Below are 18541 nucleotides of genomic sequence, written 5' to 3' on the forward strand. Positions count from 1 at the left end.
CTCCTCGTTGGGGTCGGGAATCGTTGTTGTTCCCAAACCCTGCCGGCCTGCTTCAACGTGGCTGTTTACCCCGCACCCACGTGTCCCAGGCCGCCAATAGTTATGCCTGCGATGTTGGTTGAGCGACCCTTTCGTGTCAATTAGTTATTTGCAATACGCGGCCCTAGTTCATTTGGCTGGGGCAAGCCGCGAGTCTGCCGGGCCGCCCTCTAGACCTGCCGGGCCAGGCTGTACACCGAGGCCGGCGGCAGATTCAGCGGCACGAAACCGACCTTGCGCGCCCGCAGGCCGCAAGCCTCGAGCACGCCCGTGGATATCGGGCAGCGCACGCCATAGGTGAACAGGGCCATCGATCCCTCGATAGGCAAGGCATCGAACACGGCGGCCAGCAATTGGTGATGATGCGCCTGGCTCATGTTGCGCAACGGCAGGCCGCAAATCGCGGCGCCGATCCCTTCAAGCTCCGGATGGCTCTTGCGGGATAGATCCTGCGCCGCCACCTGCAGCACTGCTGCGTCAGGAAACTGCGTCCGCAAGCTGGAACTCATGGCCGAGTCCTGCTCGACCAGCACCAGCCGGGCCGGGTCCACCCCGCGGCGCAGCATTTCACGCGTGAAAACGCCCGTGCCGCAGCCCAGTTCCAGGACTTTGCCCGCGCTGGGCGGAATGCAGGCGGTAATGGCCGCGGCCAGCGCCGGGCCGGACGGCGCCACCGCCCCTATGGCGGCGGGATTGGACAATAGCGCCCGCACGAACTGCGTGCGCTCCCGCAGCCAGCCCATCGGTGAGCTGGCTGCAGGTTTGCGCGGAACAACGGTTTTGTAGGATTGCGTGGAATGCATGGGGGCCTCAGTCTCCTGGATCGGGAATTCCGTGCGACCCCGAAACCTTAACTGCGCCAGGCCATGCACGCACGCAACCGTCGGTAAGCACCCTTGTCAATTCGACCAGGGGCGGTCTCGCCTGAATCAGCGCGGCGCTGGACGCAGATTCAAGGTATCGGCCTTCTCGCTATCCACCTTGGCGCGGCTGAACGCCATGGGGAAATACTCGCCGGTCGCCCAGTCCTTGAGCAGGTTCTGGTAGTACGGGCTGCGCGGATCGGCCGACTGCCCGGGCACGTTCTGCACGCGCGAGTTATCCCAGTCGGCCACGTCGATCACCTGGCGGTAGGACGAGCCGCTGATCTGGCGGAAGTCGCTGGCGCGGAAGGTGGCGCGATGCACCGTGTCGTTATCTCCGCTGACCGGATAGCGCGGCGTGCCGTAGGCGTTGGCGGTCGCCGGCGGCAGGAAGCTGGCCAGGCTGTGCTCGAACTGGATGTGGTGCAGCTTGCCCCACTGCCATTGCGAGGAGTCCGGACCCAGCTTGGCGCGCAGCTTCTGCATGCCGTCGTTCAAGGCCTGGAGCAGCAAGGCATCGCGGCCCTGCTGCGGCTGCGGGCCGAAGGCGCTGTCCGGCGTCGCCAGCTTCTCCAGCGTTTTCGCGGTGGACAGATTGCCGAACGCGGCGCGGCCGTTGGCAGGCACGTACAGCTCGGTCACGCGCTTGACCACCTCGGGCAGCCAGAACTCATAGACCGTCGCCGCGCGCGACTCGGTGCCTACCCGGGCATCCCAGTCCTTCAGCAGGCTCAAGGCCTGCGACGTTCCAGGATCGGCCGAATTCAGCGATTTCGCGTAGCCCGTCAGGGTGCGCGCCGGAATGGACAGATTGTCGTATTGCAGCGCCTGCGAAGCCTGCACCGTCTGGCCCTTGCTGTCGGCAAGCACCTCGCGTATGCGCTGCACGCGATACGGTTCCGCCCAAGTGCGCGCTGACATTTCCTTATAGCGGTAGTCGGCCGGCAGGTTGTACTCGTTGGCGGTGGCGACGTAGCCTTCCGGCGGGTTGTAGGCCCGCGGCAGCGCATTGCCGGGCAGGACGCCGCGCCATTCGAAATCGCCGTTGCCCGGCACGGGCAGCATGCCGGACCAGTCGGCGCGCGGACGTATCGGCGCGATGCTGCCGCCGAACCAGCCGATATTGCCGTCGACGTCGGCGTAGACCATGTTCTCGCTGGGCGTGTAGTGCTTTTCCATGCCGGCGACGAACTCGTTCCAGTTCTGCGCCTGGTTCAGCCGCAGGCTGGCCAGATAGGCCGCGGTTCCAGGGAATTCCAGGTAGGCCGCGCGCAAGGCATAGGCCTTGTGGCGTACAGGATCCACATGGATGACCGGGCCGTGGCGGGTGAATTTCAGCTGGCGCACCGCCGCGCTCTGTCCGCGCACCGGGATGGATTCGTCGACCTGCCGCATCTTCTCCCAGCGGCCCTTATAGCGGTATTCGTCGGGCCTGGCCGGATTGGTGTCGTAGACGTACAGGTCTTCCTCGTCGCCGAAGGCGAAGATGGTCAGCCCGAAGGCGATGCGGTCGTTGTGCCCCATGGACACGCCGGGCAGCGCCGGCTCGCCGGCGCCGATCACGTTCCAGCCGGGCGCGTTCAGGTGCACCATGTAGCGCAGCGACGGCATCGTGATGGAACGGTGCGGATCGCCCGCCAGGATGGGCTTGCCTGTGGCCGTGTGCTGCCCGCCTATGGTCCAGTTATTGCTTTCATAACGGGTCGCCATAGGATCGAAAGCCGGGTCCAGCGAGGCCAGCATGCTGGCCGACAATTCGCGCGCGAGCTTCTCGCGCTCGGCGGCCGCCAGCGGGCTGCGCGGGAAGTCGGCCGCGACGAACTTCTGGCCGTTGCGCGCCAGGTTGTAGTCGGCCAGGACCGTGTTGTCGATCTGGCGCACGTCCAGGCCGGCAGGCACCTGCAGGGCCAGCGGCGGCTCGAAGGTGCTGAGTCCCTGCACGGCGTTCAGGCCCAGCGCGGCGACCCGCTGCGCCATCCTGACCTCTTCGCTGAGGTTGCGCGTCAGGCCGTAGATGCGGATGAGCGAAGTCTCGGGACTCCAATAGCCGGGTTCGGTGCCGGTCAGTTTGAATTCCGGCGGCATCTGCTCGGGATTCGCCTTGACCCAATCGACATAGGCGTTGATGCCCGCCGCGAACGACGTGAGGATGGCCTTGCCCTGCGGATGGTAGCTGGCAAATTCAGCCTGCATGTCGCCGCGATACAGGAACAAGCGCGCCGCGCGGTCCTGCTCGACAAAGCGCGGGCCGAACTGTTCGGCCATCTTGCCCTCGCCCTGGCGGCGCCACAGGTCCAGCTGCCAGAGGCGGTCGCGCGCCGCGCTGAAGCCCTGCGCGAAGAACAGGTCATCCTGGTTCTGCGCGTAGATGTGCGACACCCCATGCCGGTCGCGCACGATCTCCACGGGCTGGGACAGCCCCTTCATGTCTACGGTTTCTTTCTTGCCTCCGGGCGATGCGCAGCCTGCCAGCACTGCAATCAGCCCGCTCGCCAGCCATGCGGCGGCCCTGCGATTGAACGTACGCATTGACTCCTCCTCGGATTTATCTGTCTTCTATCTGCCTGCCGGCTTCGAGGGGGCCATGCCGCCCGAAGCGACCGCCAACAATATGTACAGCCAAATCACGGGTTCGTGGAACGCTGTTTCATTTGATCAGCTTAGTCAGAATATGTAACCAGTACCGGGCTGCGGCACGGTTCAGGTAGACGTAAACGCAGGGGCAGAGAATGGACCGCATAAGAACTTGCAGGAGACATCATCATGTCTCGGAGACTATTGCTCGCCCTGCCCGTCCTGGCGCTGGCCCTGCACAGCGCCGCCTCGGCAGCGGCACCCGCGCCCGATATCCTGCTGGGCGCATCCGTTCAACTGACCGGCCCCGTCGCCAATACCGGCCGCTACTACCGCGACGCCTACCAGATGGCGGTGGACCAGATCAATGCCGCAGGCGGCGTCAAGATCGGCGGCGCCACCCACAAGCTGGCGCTGAAGATCTACGACAACCAGTCGGACGTCAACCTGAGCGTGCGGCAGTACACGCAACTGGTGACGCAGGACAAGGCCAATCTGCTGCTGGGCCCTTTCGCCAGCAATTTCGCGCTGGCCGATTCGGCGGTTTCGGAAAAGTACAAAGTGCCCATGGTCCAGGGCGGCGGCGCCTCGGACCAGATCTTCTCGCGCAAATTCAAGTACATCTTCGGCACCTTGGCGCCGGCCAGCAACTACTTCGGCAGCACCGTGGAAATGCTGAAGGCGCTCAAGCCCATGCCCGCCAACGTGGCGCTGCTGTATGCGGATGACGCTTTCGATGTCTCGGTGGCCCAGGGTACCCGTCCACTGCTGAAGGCGGCGGGACTGCCCGTGGCGATGGACGAGCGCTACAGCACCAACGCCACCGACTTCAACTCGCTGCTGTCGCAGATCAAGAGCAAGAACGTGGACGCGGTGCTGGTGGCGGGGCACGAGACCGAGATCCTGAACTTCGTGCGCCAGGCCAAGAGCCTGGCCGTGGCACCCAAGATGTATTCCTTCACCGTGGGCGTGCCGTCGGAGGATTTCCGCAAGGCGCTGGGGCGCGACGCGGACTACGCTTTCGGCATGACCGCCTGGCTGCCCTCGGCCGCGCTGAAGGACCGCTGGTTCGGCGATGCCGAGCAATTCGCCCGCGCCTACAAAGCCAAGTACGGCTATGACCCGGACTACCATGCGGCCTCCGGCGTGGCCGACGTCGAAGCGCTGGTCTATGCCATGGAAAGCGCCGGCAGCGCCAAGCCGCAGCAAGTGCGCGATGCCCTGGCCAAGATCAAGTTCGACAGCTTGTACGGCCCCGTCGCCTTCAACGCGCAGGGGCAGATCGACCTGCCTCAGGTGGTGATCCAGGTGCAGGGCGACCAGTTGGCCGCGGTCTACGGCGCCAAGGGCTTCATCACGCAGCCCAAGTACCCGATGCCGGCCTGGAACGCGCGCTAGGGCCGGCCGGAGGACAGGATGGATCTGCTCGCGCAAATCCTCGTCAACGGCATACTCCTGGGCGGACTGTATGCCGTGATGGCGCAAGGCCTGGCGCTGGTCTGGGGCGTGCTGAACATCGTCAACCTGGCGCATGGCGCGTTCATCATGCTGGGGGCGTACGCGTCCTGGTACCTGTACAACGACGCGGGCGTCGATCCCTTCCTGGGCTTGCCATTGACGGCGGCCGCCATGTTCCTGCTGGGCTACGCCCTGCAACGCGGCCTGCTGAACCTGGTGGTGCGCGCGCCCATGTTCAACACGCTGCTCATCACCTTCGGCCTGGAGGTGGTGCTGACCTATCTGGCGCAGCTGGCATTCTCGGCCGACTTCCGCACCATCAACCCTCCCTATGCCGGCGACAGCTACGCGCTGGGTCCCGTCACCTTGCCCATGGCGCGGCTGGCCGCCTTCGGCGTAGCGCTGGCGATCACGCTGGGCATGTGGCTGTTCCTGCTGCACAGCCGCCTGGGCCGCGCCATCCGCGCCACCGCGCAGAACCTGGTGGCGGCCAGGCTTTATGGGGTGGAGCCGCGCCACCTCTACGCGGTGACCTTCGGCCTGGGCCTGGCGTTGGCGGGCGCGGCGGGCGGGTTGTACGGCACGGTCTCGCAGATCAATCCCTACATCGGCGCCACGCTGACCGCAAAGTGCTTCGCCATTTCCATCATCGGCGGATTGGACAATCCGCTGGGCGTGATGGTGGGCGGCCTGTTCCTGGGCATCGTGGAATCGCTGACCACCTTGTACATAGGGCCCACCTACGCCGACGTGGCCAGCTTCGGCATCCTGGTGCTGGTGCTGCTGGCCAAGCCCAGCGGCCTCTTGGGCAGAGCGGCATGAAGGCGCCGCGCCTGCTGCTGGCTTTGCTGGCGCTGGCCGTGCTAGCCGGCGTGCCCTGGTATGGCTCGGACGTATTGGTGCAGTTCGGCATCAATACCCTGCTGCTGGCCGTGCTGGCCCAGGGCTGGAACATCATCGGCGGGTACGCCGGCTACGCGTCCTTCGGCAACTCGGTCTTCTACGGCCTGGGCAGCTACGGCGTGGCCATCGCCATGGCGCAGTGGGAGTTGCCCTTCGCGGCCGGGCTGGCGCTGGGCGCCGCGCTGGCGGTGGTCTTCGCCGTGCTGCTGGGCGTGCCGGTGCTGCGGCTGCGCGGCCATTACTTCGCCATCGCCACCCTGGCGCTGGCGCAGGTCATGACGGCCATCGTCTCCAACATCGGCTTGGCCGGGCAGAACATCGGCCTGGTGCTGCCGCCGCTGAACAACGATCCGCTGTTCTATGAACTTTCCCTGGGCCTGCTGACGCTGGCCACGCTGACCGTCGCCTGGCTTACGCGCAGCCGCTTCGGCTTCGGACTGATCGCGATCCGCGAGAACGAAGAAGGCGCGGCGGTCATGGGCGTGAACACCACGCTGTACAAGGTGGCGGCGTTCGCGATCTCGGGGGTGTTCAGCGCCTTGGCCGGCGGCATCCATGCCTACTGGATCACCTTTCTCGATCCGGAAAGCGCCTTCGACATCAGCCTGAACGTGAAGATGATCATCATGGCGGTGTTCGGCGGCGCGGGCACCGTGCTGGGTCCGGTAGTGGGCGCGTTCTCGCTGTCGGCCATTTCCGAACTGCTGTCCAGCGAGATCACCAGCGTGGCGGGACTGTTCTTCGGCGCGGTGATCGTCGCGGCGGTGGTGCTGATGCCGCGCGGATTGGCGGACTTGCTGCGGCACGCGCGCAAGTCGGGCTGGCGCTACTTCATCGACAACATACGGGCGCACCGGCTATGAGCGCGATCCTGGACCTGCGCAATGTGACCCGGCGCTTTGCCGGGCTAGTGGCCGTGAACCAGGTCAGCTTCACGCTGACCGAGGGCGAAATCCTGGGCCTGATCGGTCCCAATGGCGCGGGCAAGACCACGCTGGTCAGTCTGATCAGCGGCACGCTGGCGCCCAGCGCAGGCGAAATTTTCTATCAGGACCGGCCGATAGGCGGATTGCCGGCCTATCGCCGCGCCCGCCTGGGCATAGGCCGGACTTTCCAGATCATGCGGCCCTTTCCTGGCCTGTCGGTGCTGGACAATGTGGCGGTGGGCGCCTTGTTCGGCCACGGCGGCGGCCAGCCAAAGCTGGCGCTGGCGCGCGAGCAGGCCCGCGCCTGCCTGGACTTCGTCGGGCTGGGCCGCGCGGCGGAGCAGCGTGCCGAGGAGCTGGGCGGCCCGGGCCGCAAGCGGCTGGAACTGGCCAAGGCCCTGGCCATGCAGCCCAAGGTGCTGCTGTGCGACGAGGTCATGGCCGGGCTCAACCTGGTCGAGATCGACGAAGTCATCGAGGTCATCCGCAAAGTCCGCGACAGCGGCATCAGCGTGCTGGTGATCGAACACGTCATCAAGGCCATCAAGAGCCTGTCGGACCGGCTGCTGGTGCTGCATCACGGCGAAAAAATCGCGGACGGCGCGCCCGACGCGGTGCTGGCCGATCCCGCGGTGGTGCAGGCCTATCTGGGCAAGAGGCGCGCATGAGCGACGCCGCCGCCCCGCTATTGAAGGTGGAAGGGCTGAGCGCAGGCTATGGCGAACTGCCTGTGCTGCGCGACATTGCGCTCGAAGTCCGCCGCGCCGAGATCGTGGCGCTCGTCGGCAGCAATGGCGCCGGCAAGACCACCTTGCTGCGGGCGCTATCGCGGGTGCTGCCCTGCACCGGCAGCATCGTGATGGACGGCCGTCAGCTGTCGCGCGCAACGCCGGACGAGGCTTTTGCCTGCGGCATGGTGCAGGTGCCCGAGGGACGCCAGCTATTCGACCGCATGACGGTGCAGGACAACCTGCTGATGGGCGCCTACCGCCGCGGCGGCAAGGCGGATGTCGCGCGCGACCTGGAGCGCGTCTACGCCTACTTTCCACGGCTGTCGGAACGGCGCCGCCAGCTTGCCGGCAGCATGTCCGGCGGCGAACAGCAGATGTGCGCCATGGCGCGCGCCCTGATGGCGGCGCCGGTGCTCATGATGATCGATGAAATGAGCCTGGGCCTGGCGCCGGTGGTGGTCGAGCAGTTGATGGGCGTGCTGGCCGACATCCGCCAGGAAGGCGTCACGGTGCTGCTGGTGGAGCAGGACATCCATCTGGCGCTGACGGGCGCGGACCGCGGCTATGTGATGGAGACCGGCCGCATCGCGCTTTCCGGCCCGGCGCAATCGCTGCTGTCCGATCCCAAGGTGCGGCAGGCCTATCTGGGAATCTGACCCGCCCGCCGCGCCCCTTGCGCCGGCCTGCTTTCGAGCCTAAATTGATTGATGTCGCCCGCCGTCTGGCCCTTGCAAGCGTGCGGCGCGAATGGCGTCATTGGGTTGTTTTTCTGTCTTTTGTTCCACCAAGGAGCGATGCGATGAAAGTGAAACACCTGTTAGGTCCGGCAGCGCTTGCGCTGTCATTGCTGGCCGCCGCGCCGGTGGTGGCCGCGCCCACTGAGCCCGCGCCCATCATCACCGGGAAGCAATGGACAGAGTCCGACGCAAACCTGAAAAAGGCCTACCTGCTGGGCATGGCCAATATCATTCAAGTGGAGCAAGCCTATCAGCAACGCCGCGCGCCGGCGGCCAACCAGACGCTGATCCCCCGCTTCGCCCAGGGCCTGCAAAGCCACACGCTGGACTCCGTGCGCGAAAGCCTGGATCGCTGGTATGCGGCCAATCCGAGCAGGATGGACCGGCCCGTGGTGGAAACGCTCTGGTTTGAAATCGTCGCGCCCGCGGCGCCAGCCGCTCCCGCCACTCCCACCAAGCGCGCCCGCTAGGAGTCAGCCATGAAAGTCATCCGATCGATTGCCATAGGCCTCATGATGGGGTCGCTGGTTGCCTGCACCAATATGAGTTCCAAGCAGCAAGGCACGCTGTCGGGCGCGGCCATCGGCGCCGCCGCCGGCGCGGGCATCGCCGCCATCGCGGGCGGCAGCGGCTGGACCGGAGCCGCCATCGGCGCCGCCGCCGGCGGCATCGCCGGCAACATCTACGGCGACAAGCACTAAGCCTCCAGCGCCTGCGTCTGGACCCGTCCCGGGCCGCCGCCCGGGACTGCGGCTACAGATTGCCGGTGGACTTGCCGATCCGCCAGTACACGCCCCCGCCCGTCATGCCGCCGTCGACCGGCAGGTCCGCGCCGGTGATGAACGAAGCCTCCGGCGCCAACAGGAACATCACCGCCGCCGCGATCTCGTCGGCGTCCGCGCCGCGCGACAGCGGCGTCGCATCGCGGTTGCCTTCATAGAACAGGCGCGCCCGTCCGGCGTCGTGCACCGCATTGGGCTGCATGATCATCGGCGTTTCCACCAGGCCCGGGCATACCGTGTTGACGCGTATGCCCCGCCCCGCCAGTTCCAGCGATGCCGCCCGCGTCAGCCCGCGCAAGGCCCACTTGCTGGCGGTATAGGCCGCGCTGAAATAGCCCGTGAGCCCGGCCGTCGACGAAGTATTGACGATGGCCGCGCCCTCCGGCATCAATCCAGCCAGATTGCGGATCGCGAGGAACGGCCCGTCCAGGTTGATGTCCAGCAGGCGCCGCCATTCGGCGTGCGTGGTCTCGGTCACGGTCTTGCGCAGGGTCACGCCGGCGTTGTTGACCAGGCCGTAGAGCGGCACGCCGGCCTGCGAAATTTCTTCGGCCAGCGTCAGCCAATCGGATTCGCGGGCCACGTCCGCCACCCGGATGCGCAGCCGTTCGGCATCCGCGCCCGCCGCCGCGCGCAAGTCTGTCCAGGTCGCATCGCTATCAGGCAAGACGTCCAGCGCGTAGACGGTTGCGCCGGCCTGCAGCAGGCGCAGCGCCTCGGCAGCGCCCTGCCCCCGCGCCGCGCCCGTAACGACCGCCGCCTTTCCGGTCCAATACGATTCCACGCCGTTCCCGGTCCTCATGTCTTGGAGACTCCGCCATCAACCATCAGCACGTGGCCCGTGACATAGGCTGACGCCTGCGAGGCCAGGTACAGCGCCGCATCGGCGATCTCCGACGGCTGGCCGACGCGCTGCACCGGCAGGCGCTCGACGTATGCGGCATAGGTGGCGGCATCGCCATGCATCCAGCTGCTCATCGGCGTTTCGATGAATCCGGGCGCGATGGCGTTGACGCGCAGCCCCTTGGGGCTCCATTCCAGCGCCAGGCACTGGGTCAGGTGCGCGACGCCGGCCTTGGCAGCGGCATAGTCGGCGCAGTTCGGGCGCGGCTTGACGCCGGCATAGCTGGACAGGTTGATGATGGCGCCGCTGCCTTGCGCAATCATGTGCCGCGCGGCCGCCTGGGCACCGAAGAACGTGCCCTTAAGATTGATGTCCATGGTGCGCTGCCATGCGGCCTCGTCCAGGTCCAGGGCGGGCATGCGGGCCATGAAACCGGCGTTGTTGACCCACACGTCCAGCGCGCCGTATTGCGCGGCCACCGCGTCGGCCAGCTCGCGCACCGCTTGCGCCTGGGTCACGTCCAGGTCGCGGCAATCCGCGTCCACGCCGGACAGCGCTTCCAGGTTCAGGTCGGTGGCAACCACGGTCGCTCCCTGCTGGCGGAACGCCGCCACCATGGCGCGCCCGATGCCGCCCCCGGCGCCCGTGACGACCGCGATTTTTCCTGCCAGATCCGGATAGTTCATGTTGCTCATGTGATGATGGATGTATGAAAGTTCAGTTGAATGCCGCGCGCTTGGCGGGTTTGTTGCCAGTGGCGGCGTCCGCCTCATCGCCTGGCAGGCGGATGTCGTTCAGGTCCATGCCCGCCGTTTCCTTGATGAGGAAGGCGCCCGCGAAAGCCATCAGCCCCAGCGCCCCCACATAAGCCGTATAGACCCAGTCCAGTCCCTGGGCGCCCAGCCAGGCATTGATGTAGGGCGCCGTGCCGCCGAAGATCGCGACCGACAGCGATGAAATGAAGCCCACGCCCATGGCGCGCGCGCCGGTCGGCACCTGCTCGGCCACGACGGCCGGGAAAATCGCGGCCAGCAGCGCCCAGACCAGCAGGCCGATCAGTTGCCCCACGAACAGGGTCCAGGGCTGGTCGGTCACGATGTGCGATACCGGGAACACCGCCAGCGCCACGCCCAGGCCGAAGGCCATCACCATGGGCTTGCGGCCGTAGCGGTCCGCCAGCCAGCCGCACACCGGCAGCCACAGCAGGCACACCAGCTGCGCGATCAGGCTGGCCGTGTAGGCGCCCGATGGATCCATGCCCTTGGTCGCGATGGCCGTGGCCGGCGCGAACGTGACCCAGGTGTAGTAGGTAGCGTTGGACGCGGCGGCGATCATCACGATGTTGCGGGCGATCGTGAACGCCTGACGGGCCGAGACCTTTTGCGCGCCACCCTGCTCCGTCCTGTGTTCGAACACCTCGCTCTCGCTGGCGCTGCGGCGCAGGAACAGCGCGTAGACGCCCAGCAGCGCGCCCACGCCGAAGCCCACGCGCCAGCCCCAGGCCTCCATCGCCGGCTTGCCCAGCCAGGAGGTCAGCAACGCCGCCAGCGCGGTCGCCGCCATGACGCCGATGGTGACGCTGACGAACACCGAGCTGGACCACAATCCGCGCTTGGCCGGCGGCGCAATTTCCGCCACATAGGTATAGGCCACGCCGGACTCGCCTCCATGCGCCAAGCCCTGCATCAGGCGGCAGATAAACAGCAGCACCGAAGCCATCACGCCTGCCTGCTCATAGGTGGGAAGCAGCGCGATCGCCAGGCTGGTCAAGGCCAGCAGGCACATGGTCAGGACCAAGGTGAACTTGCGGCCGTAGCGGTCGCCGATGCGGCCGAACAGCCAGCCGCCGATCGGCCGCGCCAGGAAACCGCCGGCGAACACCGCCAGCGTCGCCAGCAGCGCCGAACCGCGGTCAGACGGATCGAACAGGTTCATGGCCAGGTAGGCCGAGAACGTGCCGTACAAAGTCCAGTCGAACCACTCCAGGGCATTGCCCACGGCCGCCGCGCGCAGCGAAGCGTGGCGGCGTTGGCGGTCCTGTGTCTCCATCATTATTGTCGTCGTCATTTTTTTATCCGTGCTTGTCTCAACCCAGATGCCGCGCGAACCAATTGGCCGCGGCGCTGCTGGTGCGTTCGAAGTGTTCCGTATAGACCGAGTAGTGGCCGCCAGGCAGCAGCAGCAACTCCTTGGGCTGGTGCGCCGCGTTGAACGCGTCCTGCTGCAGGTCGGCCGGCGTCAGGCCGTCGCCGGTGGCGACTATCATCAGGAGCGGTGTGGGCGCGATGCGGCGCACGTACATGCCGGGTTCATATGCGCGAGCCAGTTCCAGCGAACGCAGCGTGACTTCGTTGACCCATGCCGGGCAGCGGCGCGCTTCGCCGGTCATGTAGTTGTAGGAATCCGGACCCGGATAGGCGACCGCCGCGTCGGGGTCGGCGTCGACCATGCGCAGTGTGGCCGGCGGCTGGCCCGCGTCGCGGGCCTCGCGATCCGCTTCGAACGCGGCCTGCAGCGCCTGCGCCTTGTCGTAGCGCACGCGCCGTTGCGCGGCCGAGAAGCCGCTGGTGGTGGGGACCTGGCTGACCACGCATTTGACGCGCCGGTCGATGGCCGCAACCGTCAGGGCATGGCCGCCGCTATAGCTGCTGCCCCAGATGCCGATGCGTTCGCGGTCCACTTCCGGGCGCCGGCGCAGATAGGAAACGGCGGACCGGAAGTCCTGGATCTGCCGCTGCGGATCGATCTCCTGGCGCGGCATGCCTTCGCTGCGGCCTAGATGACGGAAGTCGAAAGTCAGCGCGGCCAGGCCCTGGGCCACCACGGCGGCTGCGTACTCCTCCAGGTCTCCGCCCGCCACCATGGACCAGCCGTGCGCGAGCGCGACCGCCGCCACGGGACCAGCGGCATTCGACGGCAGGTAGAAGGTGCCGCGGACCAAGTCGCCCTCAACCATGAATTCAATCGGCTCTACCGATCCTTTTGGACCTGACCTGTTTGGCATAGATGGACTCATGCCTGTCTCCTTGTCGCTCATCAATGAGCTAAGCTTTTATGAACAGGTCGAATTCTGCCCATCGGGCCACGCGCGAACAAGCGCTATTATTCACGCCATCAATCGTTATTTCCGATTAATAGAAGAACTGTCAATTTCCCCTCAGGTGCCCTGAAGCCATGGATCTACGCCAATTCGATTGCTTTCTGGCCGTCGCGGACAAACTGCATTTCGGCCGCGCAGCGGAGGCGCTGCACATGAGCCAGTCTTCCGTGTCGGAGGCGGTCAAGGCCTTGGAGAAAACGCTGGGCGCCCCCTTGTTCGAGCGCAGCAGCCGCCGGGTCGCGCTGACGCCGCTGGGCGAAACCCTGAAGCTGGGCGCGGGGCCGGCCGTCGTCATGCTGAAAGCCGCGCTGGACGACTGCAAGCGCCAGGCCGCGGGCAAGCCGCGCCATCTGCGCATCGGTTTCCTGGGCGGCGGCTTCTACGAGCTATACCGGCCCCTGGTCTCGGAATTCAAGGCGGCGCATTCCAACGTGGAGCTGGAGTTCGTGGAACTGACCTACGTCACCCACTACGCGGCGGTGGCCGACGGCTCGGTCGACGTGGCGTTCTGCCGCTTGCCGCTGGGCGCGGACGGCCTGTGCCATGGGCCGATAGTGCTGCGGGACCAGCGCATGCTATGCGTCCCGCTGGACCACCCGTTTGCCGCGGCGACCTTGCTGGACCCCGAGCTGCTGGCCGAGGAACGACTGGTGCGCATGGTGCCGGGATCGGTCAACCAGGAATGGCAGGACTATCACTTTCCGCGCCATACCCCCAAAGGCAAACCCATCGGCGACGGCCCCGTGGTGCGCACCATCCGCGAAGGCATCGCCGCCGTGAACACGCGCGAGGGCCTGCTGATGCTGACCAAGCGCGCCGCCAGCTACTACGCGACGCCCGAGATCGCCTTCGTGGAGATAGACCTGCCCGCCATGCCCTCGGCCCTGGTGCGGCGGGTGGACGACCACCGGCCCATCCTCCAGGAACTGGAAGCCTTGCTGTTGCGCATTGCCGAGCGCCATGGCGTGGCGGCCTGACCCGGACCTCGAGGCCCGGATGGCCGCCGGGTTTCGAAGCGGATCAGCGTTGCGAATCCAGCGTTTCGTTGTTCTTCACCACTTCCTGCGCCTTCGCATAGCTTTCGATCAGCAGCTGGTAGGCCGGGAACACCTTGGTGTAGACCTCGGCCCACTGCATGGCGTCTTCGCGGTTCCAGGTCTTCTGCAGCTCGGAGGCCACGGCGGCCGTGTCCATGGGCACGACGCCAGCCTGCACCACGCGCGCCAGGGTGATTTCCTGCGCCATCTTGGTGTAGGTGCCCGAGGCGTCGATCACCGCGAACACTTTGTAGCCGTCGGCGACCGCGCTGATGGCCGGGAACGCCATGCACACGCTGGTGATGGTGCCGGCGATGATGAGCGTCTTGCGGCCGGTGGCCTTCACGGCGGCGACGAATTCGGGATTGTCCCAGGCGTTGATCTCGCCCTTGCGCGCAATGTATTGCGCATGCGGCGCGTTGGCGTGGATCTCGGGAATCAGCGGGCCGTTCGGCCCTTGCGGCACGGAAGCGGTGGTGATGACCGGCATCTTGGTCAGCGTGGCCATCGAGGCCAGCGCGCCGGCGCGGGCGCGCAGCTCGGGCATGGGCATGTCGCCCACGGTCTGGAACAGGCCGCTTTGGTGGTCGATCAGCAGCATGACGGCGTCGGCGGGATCGATGACGGGACGCTGGCCGTTGAAGTTGGCGGGTGCGGACATGGTGTACTCCTTGATTGAAAATCGACGGCGGTGTGCCGAATCAGAAGCCTTATGGCTGCACAAATAATAAAAATAGAACAAAATTGGCGAAAGACCCGTTTATTGTTATCAGAGTCCTATTTTTGGATGTAAAGGAACGCGATGCAGGACCTCAACGATCTTTTCTATTTCGTGCAGACCGTCGAGCACCAGGGCTTCGCGCCGGCCGGACGCGCATTGGGCATGCCCAAGTCTCGCCTCAGCCGCAGGCTGGCCCTGCTGGAAGAACGCCTGGGCGTGCGGCTGATCCAGCGCTCGACGCGGCACTTCATGGTCACGGACATCGGCCAGACCTATTACGAACGCTGCAAGGCCATGCTGGCCGAAGCCGAAGCCGCGCAGGAAGTGATAGACGCGGCCCAGGTCGAGCCGCGCGGCGTCATCAAGCTGACCTGCCCCATCGCCCTGCTACATACCCATGTGGGCGGGATGCTGGCGGACTTCATGCTGAAGTACCCGCGCGTGGTGATACAGCTGGAAGCCACCAACCGCCGGGTCGACGTGCTGGGCGAAGCCGTGGACGTGGCGATACGCGTGCGGCCGCCTCCCCTGGAGGACAGCGACCTGGTCATGCGCGTGCTGGCGGATCGCGGGCAGAGCCTGGTCGCGAGCCCCGCGCTGGCCGCCGAATGCGGGCAGCCGGCAACGCCGGACGACCTGGGAGCCTGGCCCAGCCTGGCGCTGGGCGCGCCCAACCAGGCCTACCGCCTGGAGCTGTACAAGCAGGACGGCCAGCAGGCCACGGTCTCGCTGGCCCCCAGGATGATCACCACCGACATGATCGCCTTGCGCAACGCGGCGATGGCCGGCGTGGGCGTGGTGCAGTTGCCCACGCTGATGGTGCGGGACCAGCTGCAGGCGGGACAACTGGTCCGGCTGCTGCCGGACTGGGCGCCACGCCGCGAACTGATACACGCCGTGTTCCCGTCGCGGCGCGGCCTGCTGTCGTCGGTGCGGGCGCTGGTGGATTACCTGGCGGAGCGCTTCGAGCGGCTGCAGGAGGACTAGCCGGTGTTGCGGATGAAGTACTCCGGCATTTCCGGCCCCCACATGTAGAGCGCATCCTCTGGCGGATAGTCGCCGGCCGGCCAGTCGTATCCGGCCGGCACGTAATCGATGTGGGCCGAGTACTCCCAGAACGATCCCCAGGGGTCGCGCACGTAGTAGAAGTAATTCGAACCCAGCGTGTGGCGCGCCACGCCCCAGCCTTCCGGGTAGCCCGCGGCCCGCATCTGCTCGGAGCCGCTGCCGACCTCTTCGATGCCCGGCACGTCCCACGCGCTATGGTGCCACCCGGGCGCGCGGTCCTGCACGAAGGCCAGCAGATGATGGTCCGAGCCGTGCCGCCCGTGCATGAAGGCGACGATATCGCGCGAGCGGTCCGACAGGTACAACCCCAAGGCCTGGGCGTAGAACGCCAGGCTGCGCTCCAGGTCCGTGGTGAAGAGCAGGACGTGGGACAGCCGCGTCGGACTGACCGCGGCCCTGGCGGACCGGCCCAGCGCACCGCGCTGGCCGGGCGCGATCTGCACGCACGCATTGCGGCTCTTGGTATGGGGCGTGGTCTTGGGCCCCGCCTTGATCTGCAGCAGATTGCCGTCGGGGTCCAGGCACCAGAAGCCCTCGCCTGCCGCCGCGGCGCCCGGGGCCGCCGCCGCCGGCCGCGCGCCCTGGGCTTGGGCCTGAGCCTTGATGGCCTCGAGCTCGTCGCCGTGGCAATTCAGGCTCAGGTACGCCAGGCGTTTGGGGCCTTCGCCCGCGATGCGCGCCCAGCAATGCTGGTCGCCGGCGCAGCGCAACTCCAGCCCGCCCGGGGCCGGCCGGACGTCCAGGCCGAACGCCGTCAGGAATTTCCCGGCTTCCGCCAGATCGGGCACGATCAGGGCGAAATGATCGATGGAATGCACGCCGTAGCGCGCGGCGTTGGCTTTGTTGAAGGACATGGCTCAGTCTCCCTTGGAACAGTGTCCGCTCAGGACAAAGCGGCTTCAGCCACCGCGCGCGCGCCCAGGCCGGCGCGGGCCCGCCGCCCCAGTATGCCTTGCAGGGCGTCCAGCAATTCCGCCGCCGCCCCCTGCTCATCCAGCGCGGCATGCTTGCGCCAGGCCACATGGCGATCCGGACGCACCAGCAGGCAGCCCGACTCCGACACCTCGCGCAGCCGCGCCCAGTCGCCGTAGATGTCCAGCACCTCGCAACCGGCTCCAATGCTGTACACGGCGATGTCGATGCCGAATGCGCTGGCGGCTTGCGCCGCAGCCACGCGCCAGACCTGGTCCGTACGTCCGACCAGCAGGGCGAAGCGCCCATGCCCGGCCAGATCCAGCGTGGAAATACGGCGCCGCCCCTGTTCCACCCAGGCATGCGGCAAGGAAGCGCCCGGGAAGGTCGTGGCCTGGTGATAGAGCTCGCTATCGCGCTCGGGCGGGCGGCGCGCACTGCCATCGGGCACGATGGCGGAAGACGCATACATCTGGCCAAGTTCGACGCCATGGCAGTTGAATTGGTAGTTCTGCAGCGCCACGGCCGCGTCCAGCTGCGCGCGGCGCTCGCGGCCGCGGTCGCTATCGCTGAACAGCTCATCCAGGTTGGCCCAGCCTTCCTGCGCCGACTGGCCCGGTGTGAAGCCGATGGCATCGGCGATGGCCTTCATGTCGTTCACGGACTTCATGGCCCGGTCCACCACGCCGCGCGCGACAGGCTGGCGCTCCTGGCTGTAGGTCTCAAGCAGGTCCGGGCCAGCCTGGCCCTTCAGGACCAGGGCCAGCTTCCAGGCCAGGTTGAAGCCATCCTGGATCGAGGTGTTGGTGCCCAGGCCGTTGGCCGGCGGGTGGCGGTGCGCGGCATCGCCCGCCAGGAACACCCTGCCCTTGCCCATGTCGCGCGCGGCGATGCGGTTGATCTGCCATTTATTGGCCGACTTCACCTTCACGGGAATGTCCGGCACCCCGATCACGGCGCGGGCGCGCGCCACGATGGCGTCCTCGCTCAGGTCCGGCTCGCCCTTGGACTTGTCGTACATGGACAGCATGATCCATTCGTTCCAGGGCCGCACGCAGACAAAAGTGCCGCTGCCGAACCAATAGCTGTTGCCCGGCTCGGCCATCCAATAGAGTACGCCTGGGCGGTGCTGCACATAGGGCGTCAGATCCACTTCCAGCCAGCAGCTGATGGCCGCGCCCAGGCCCATTTCTCCGTCGAATTCAAAGCCCAGCTGTTTCGCCACCAGGCTGTTGCCGCCATCGGCGCCCACGGCGTACTGGGCGCGGACGCGGATTTCCTCGCCGCTGATCGTGTCCACCATCTCGGCGACCACGCCGTCCGCATCCTGGGTGATGGTCTTGAGTTCGGTATTGAAAAGGAATTGCGCGCCATGCTCGCGCGCCGCCGTCAGGATGATGGGTTCCAACAGGTGCTGCGGGATGTTGCACATGGCGCAGGGGCTGGCCCTGTCATAATCGCCGCGCCGCTGGTCCCCGCCGCCCCAGGTTTGCAGGCGCGCCAACTCCTTGCCCGCAAAGCTGGTGGCCCAGACGTTGTTCAGCATCAGCGCGTTGGGCGTGGCCTGCGCCCGCACCCGGTCCTCGATGCCCAGGTCGCGCATGACTTCGATGGTGCGCTGGTTGGTGATGTGCGCGCGCGGCGAATTGGCGGTGCCCGGGTAACGGGTGATGGCCAGGGTCTGGATGCCGTACTTGGCCAGCAGGGCCGTCGCCGCCAGGCCGGCGGGCCCGGCCCCGACCACGAGGACGGGGATCTCGATTTCCTTCATGTCTCTCTCCAAATTCCTGCCAGGGCCGCTTCGGCCGGCCTCTGGCGGTATCCAATGCTGTTCTTGCCCCGCGCC

Annotated in this window: 19 protein-coding genes; 10 read left to right on the forward strand and 9 right to left on the reverse strand. The window is 66.7% G+C overall.

Features of this window, described 5'->3' with window-relative positions; translation table 11 throughout:
- Positions 1-209: 209 nt before the first annotated feature.
- A complete protein-coding gene (locus tag AC6LKD_RS04630) occupies positions 210-842 on the reverse strand; it encodes a class I SAM-dependent methyltransferase (RefSeq protein ID WP_498115316.1) in 633 nt (210 codons plus the stop codon).
- 126 nt (positions 843-968) lie between these two features.
- On the reverse strand, positions 969-3431 hold the full coding sequence (locus AC6LKD_RS04635; RefSeq protein ID WP_498115318.1) for a penicillin acylase family protein: 2463 nt from the start codon (positions 3429-3431) through the stop codon (positions 969-971).
- Here AC6LKD_RS04635 and AC6LKD_RS04640 point away from each other — a divergent pair.
- The 8 genes from AC6LKD_RS04640 (at position 3328) to AC6LKD_RS04675 (ending at position 8932) form a co-directional block, all read left to right on the forward strand.
- Complete coding sequence (locus AC6LKD_RS04640) at positions 3328-3579, forward strand: hypothetical protein (protein WP_498115358.1); 252 nt, start codon at positions 3328-3330, stop codon at positions 3577-3579. The genes AC6LKD_RS04635 and AC6LKD_RS04640 overlap by 104 nt on opposite strands.
- Before the next feature lie 86 nt (positions 3580-3665).
- A complete protein-coding gene (locus tag AC6LKD_RS04645; RefSeq protein ID WP_207464778.1) occupies positions 3666-4874 on the forward strand; it encodes an amino acid ABC transporter substrate-binding protein in 1209 nt (402 codons plus the stop codon).
- Positions 4875-4892: 18 nt separating this feature from the next.
- Positions 4893-5756 carry a branched-chain amino acid ABC transporter permease gene (locus tag AC6LKD_RS04650; protein ID WP_492275097.1) on the forward strand — a complete coding sequence of 288 codons (864 nt, stop codon included), beginning with the start codon at positions 4893-4895 and terminating at the stop codon, positions 5754-5756.
- A complete protein-coding gene (locus AC6LKD_RS04655; protein WP_498115320.1) occupies positions 5753-6700 on the forward strand; it encodes a branched-chain amino acid ABC transporter permease in 948 nt (315 codons plus the stop codon). The genes AC6LKD_RS04650 and AC6LKD_RS04655 overlap by 4 nt, the downstream gene beginning before the upstream one ends.
- Positions 6697-7431, forward strand: coding sequence for an ABC transporter ATP-binding protein (locus tag AC6LKD_RS04660; protein WP_498115322.1), 735 nt, complete (start codon positions 6697-6699; stop codon positions 7429-7431). Before AC6LKD_RS04655 ends, AC6LKD_RS04660 begins: the two co-directional genes overlap by 4 nt.
- Positions 7428-8150: an ABC transporter ATP-binding protein gene (locus AC6LKD_RS04665; protein WP_498115324.1), complete on the forward strand. Its 723-nt coding sequence runs from the start codon at positions 7428-7430 to the stop codon at positions 8148-8150. The genes AC6LKD_RS04660 and AC6LKD_RS04665 overlap by 4 nt, the downstream gene beginning before the upstream one ends.
- A gap of 143 nt (positions 8151-8293) precedes the next feature.
- Complete coding sequence (locus AC6LKD_RS04670; protein ID WP_498115326.1) at positions 8294-8701, forward strand: hypothetical protein; 408 nt, start codon at positions 8294-8296, stop codon at positions 8699-8701.
- 9 nt (positions 8702-8710) lie between these two features.
- Complete coding sequence (locus tag AC6LKD_RS04675; RefSeq protein WP_013393765.1) at positions 8711-8932, forward strand: YMGG-like glycine zipper-containing protein; 222 nt, start codon at positions 8711-8713, stop codon at positions 8930-8932.
- A gap of 52 nt (positions 8933-8984) precedes the next feature.
- On the opposite strand, the gene AC6LKD_RS04680 is transcribed toward AC6LKD_RS04675, so the two are convergent.
- Genes AC6LKD_RS04680 through AC6LKD_RS04695 form a run of 4 tightly spaced genes read right to left on the reverse strand, consistent with a single transcriptional unit; the run spans position 8985 to position 12813 of the window.
- Positions 8985-9797, reverse strand: a complete 813-nt coding sequence (locus AC6LKD_RS04680) for an SDR family NAD(P)-dependent oxidoreductase (RefSeq protein WP_498115354.1) — start codon at positions 9795-9797, stop codon at positions 8985-8987.
- Between the two features lie 14 nt (positions 9798-9811).
- On the reverse strand, positions 9812-10543 hold the full coding sequence (locus AC6LKD_RS04685) for an SDR family NAD(P)-dependent oxidoreductase (RefSeq protein ID WP_498115328.1): 732 nt from the start codon (positions 10541-10543) through the stop codon (positions 9812-9814).
- Positions 10544-10574: 31 nt separating this feature from the next.
- Complete coding sequence (locus AC6LKD_RS04690) at positions 10575-11906, reverse strand: MFS transporter (RefSeq protein WP_498115356.1); 1332 nt, start codon at positions 11904-11906, stop codon at positions 10575-10577.
- 37 nt (positions 11907-11943) lie between these two features.
- Positions 11944-12813: an alpha/beta hydrolase gene (locus AC6LKD_RS04695; protein ID WP_498115329.1), complete on the reverse strand. Its 870-nt coding sequence runs from the start codon at positions 12811-12813 to the stop codon at positions 11944-11946.
- Positions 12814-13031: 218 nt separating this feature from the next.
- Between AC6LKD_RS04695 and AC6LKD_RS04700 the strand changes: the two genes are divergently transcribed.
- Positions 13032-13934 (forward strand): LysR family transcriptional regulator, encoded by a 903-nt coding sequence (locus AC6LKD_RS04700; RefSeq protein ID WP_013393760.1) that lies wholly within the window; start codon positions 13032-13034, stop codon positions 13932-13934.
- Between the two features lie 43 nt (positions 13935-13977).
- On the opposite strand, the gene AC6LKD_RS04705 is transcribed toward AC6LKD_RS04700, so the two are convergent.
- Entirely contained in the window at positions 13978-14655 is a 678-nt protein-coding gene (locus tag AC6LKD_RS04705; RefSeq protein WP_013393759.1) for a hydrolase, read from the reverse strand.
- Between the two features lie 141 nt (positions 14656-14796).
- On the opposite strand from AC6LKD_RS04705, the gene AC6LKD_RS04710 reads away from it, so the two are divergent.
- Complete coding sequence (locus tag AC6LKD_RS04710) at positions 14797-15702, forward strand: LysR family transcriptional regulator (protein ID WP_498115331.1); 906 nt, start codon at positions 14797-14799, stop codon at positions 15700-15702.
- On the opposite strand, the gene AC6LKD_RS04715 is transcribed toward AC6LKD_RS04710, so the two are convergent.
- Positions 15699-16637, reverse strand: coding sequence for a VOC family protein (locus tag AC6LKD_RS04715; protein WP_498115333.1), 939 nt, complete (start codon positions 16635-16637; stop codon positions 15699-15701). The two genes, AC6LKD_RS04710 and AC6LKD_RS04715, sit on opposite strands and share 4 nt — an antisense overlap.
- 29 nt (positions 16638-16666) lie before the next feature.
- Complete coding sequence (locus tag AC6LKD_RS04720; protein ID WP_498115335.1) at positions 16667-18466, reverse strand: FAD-dependent monooxygenase; 1800 nt, start codon at positions 18464-18466, stop codon at positions 16667-16669.
- Between the last annotated feature and the right edge of the window lie 75 nt (positions 18467-18541).

The sequence above is a fragment of the Achromobacter sp. D7-1 genome, from assembly GCF_059760445.1.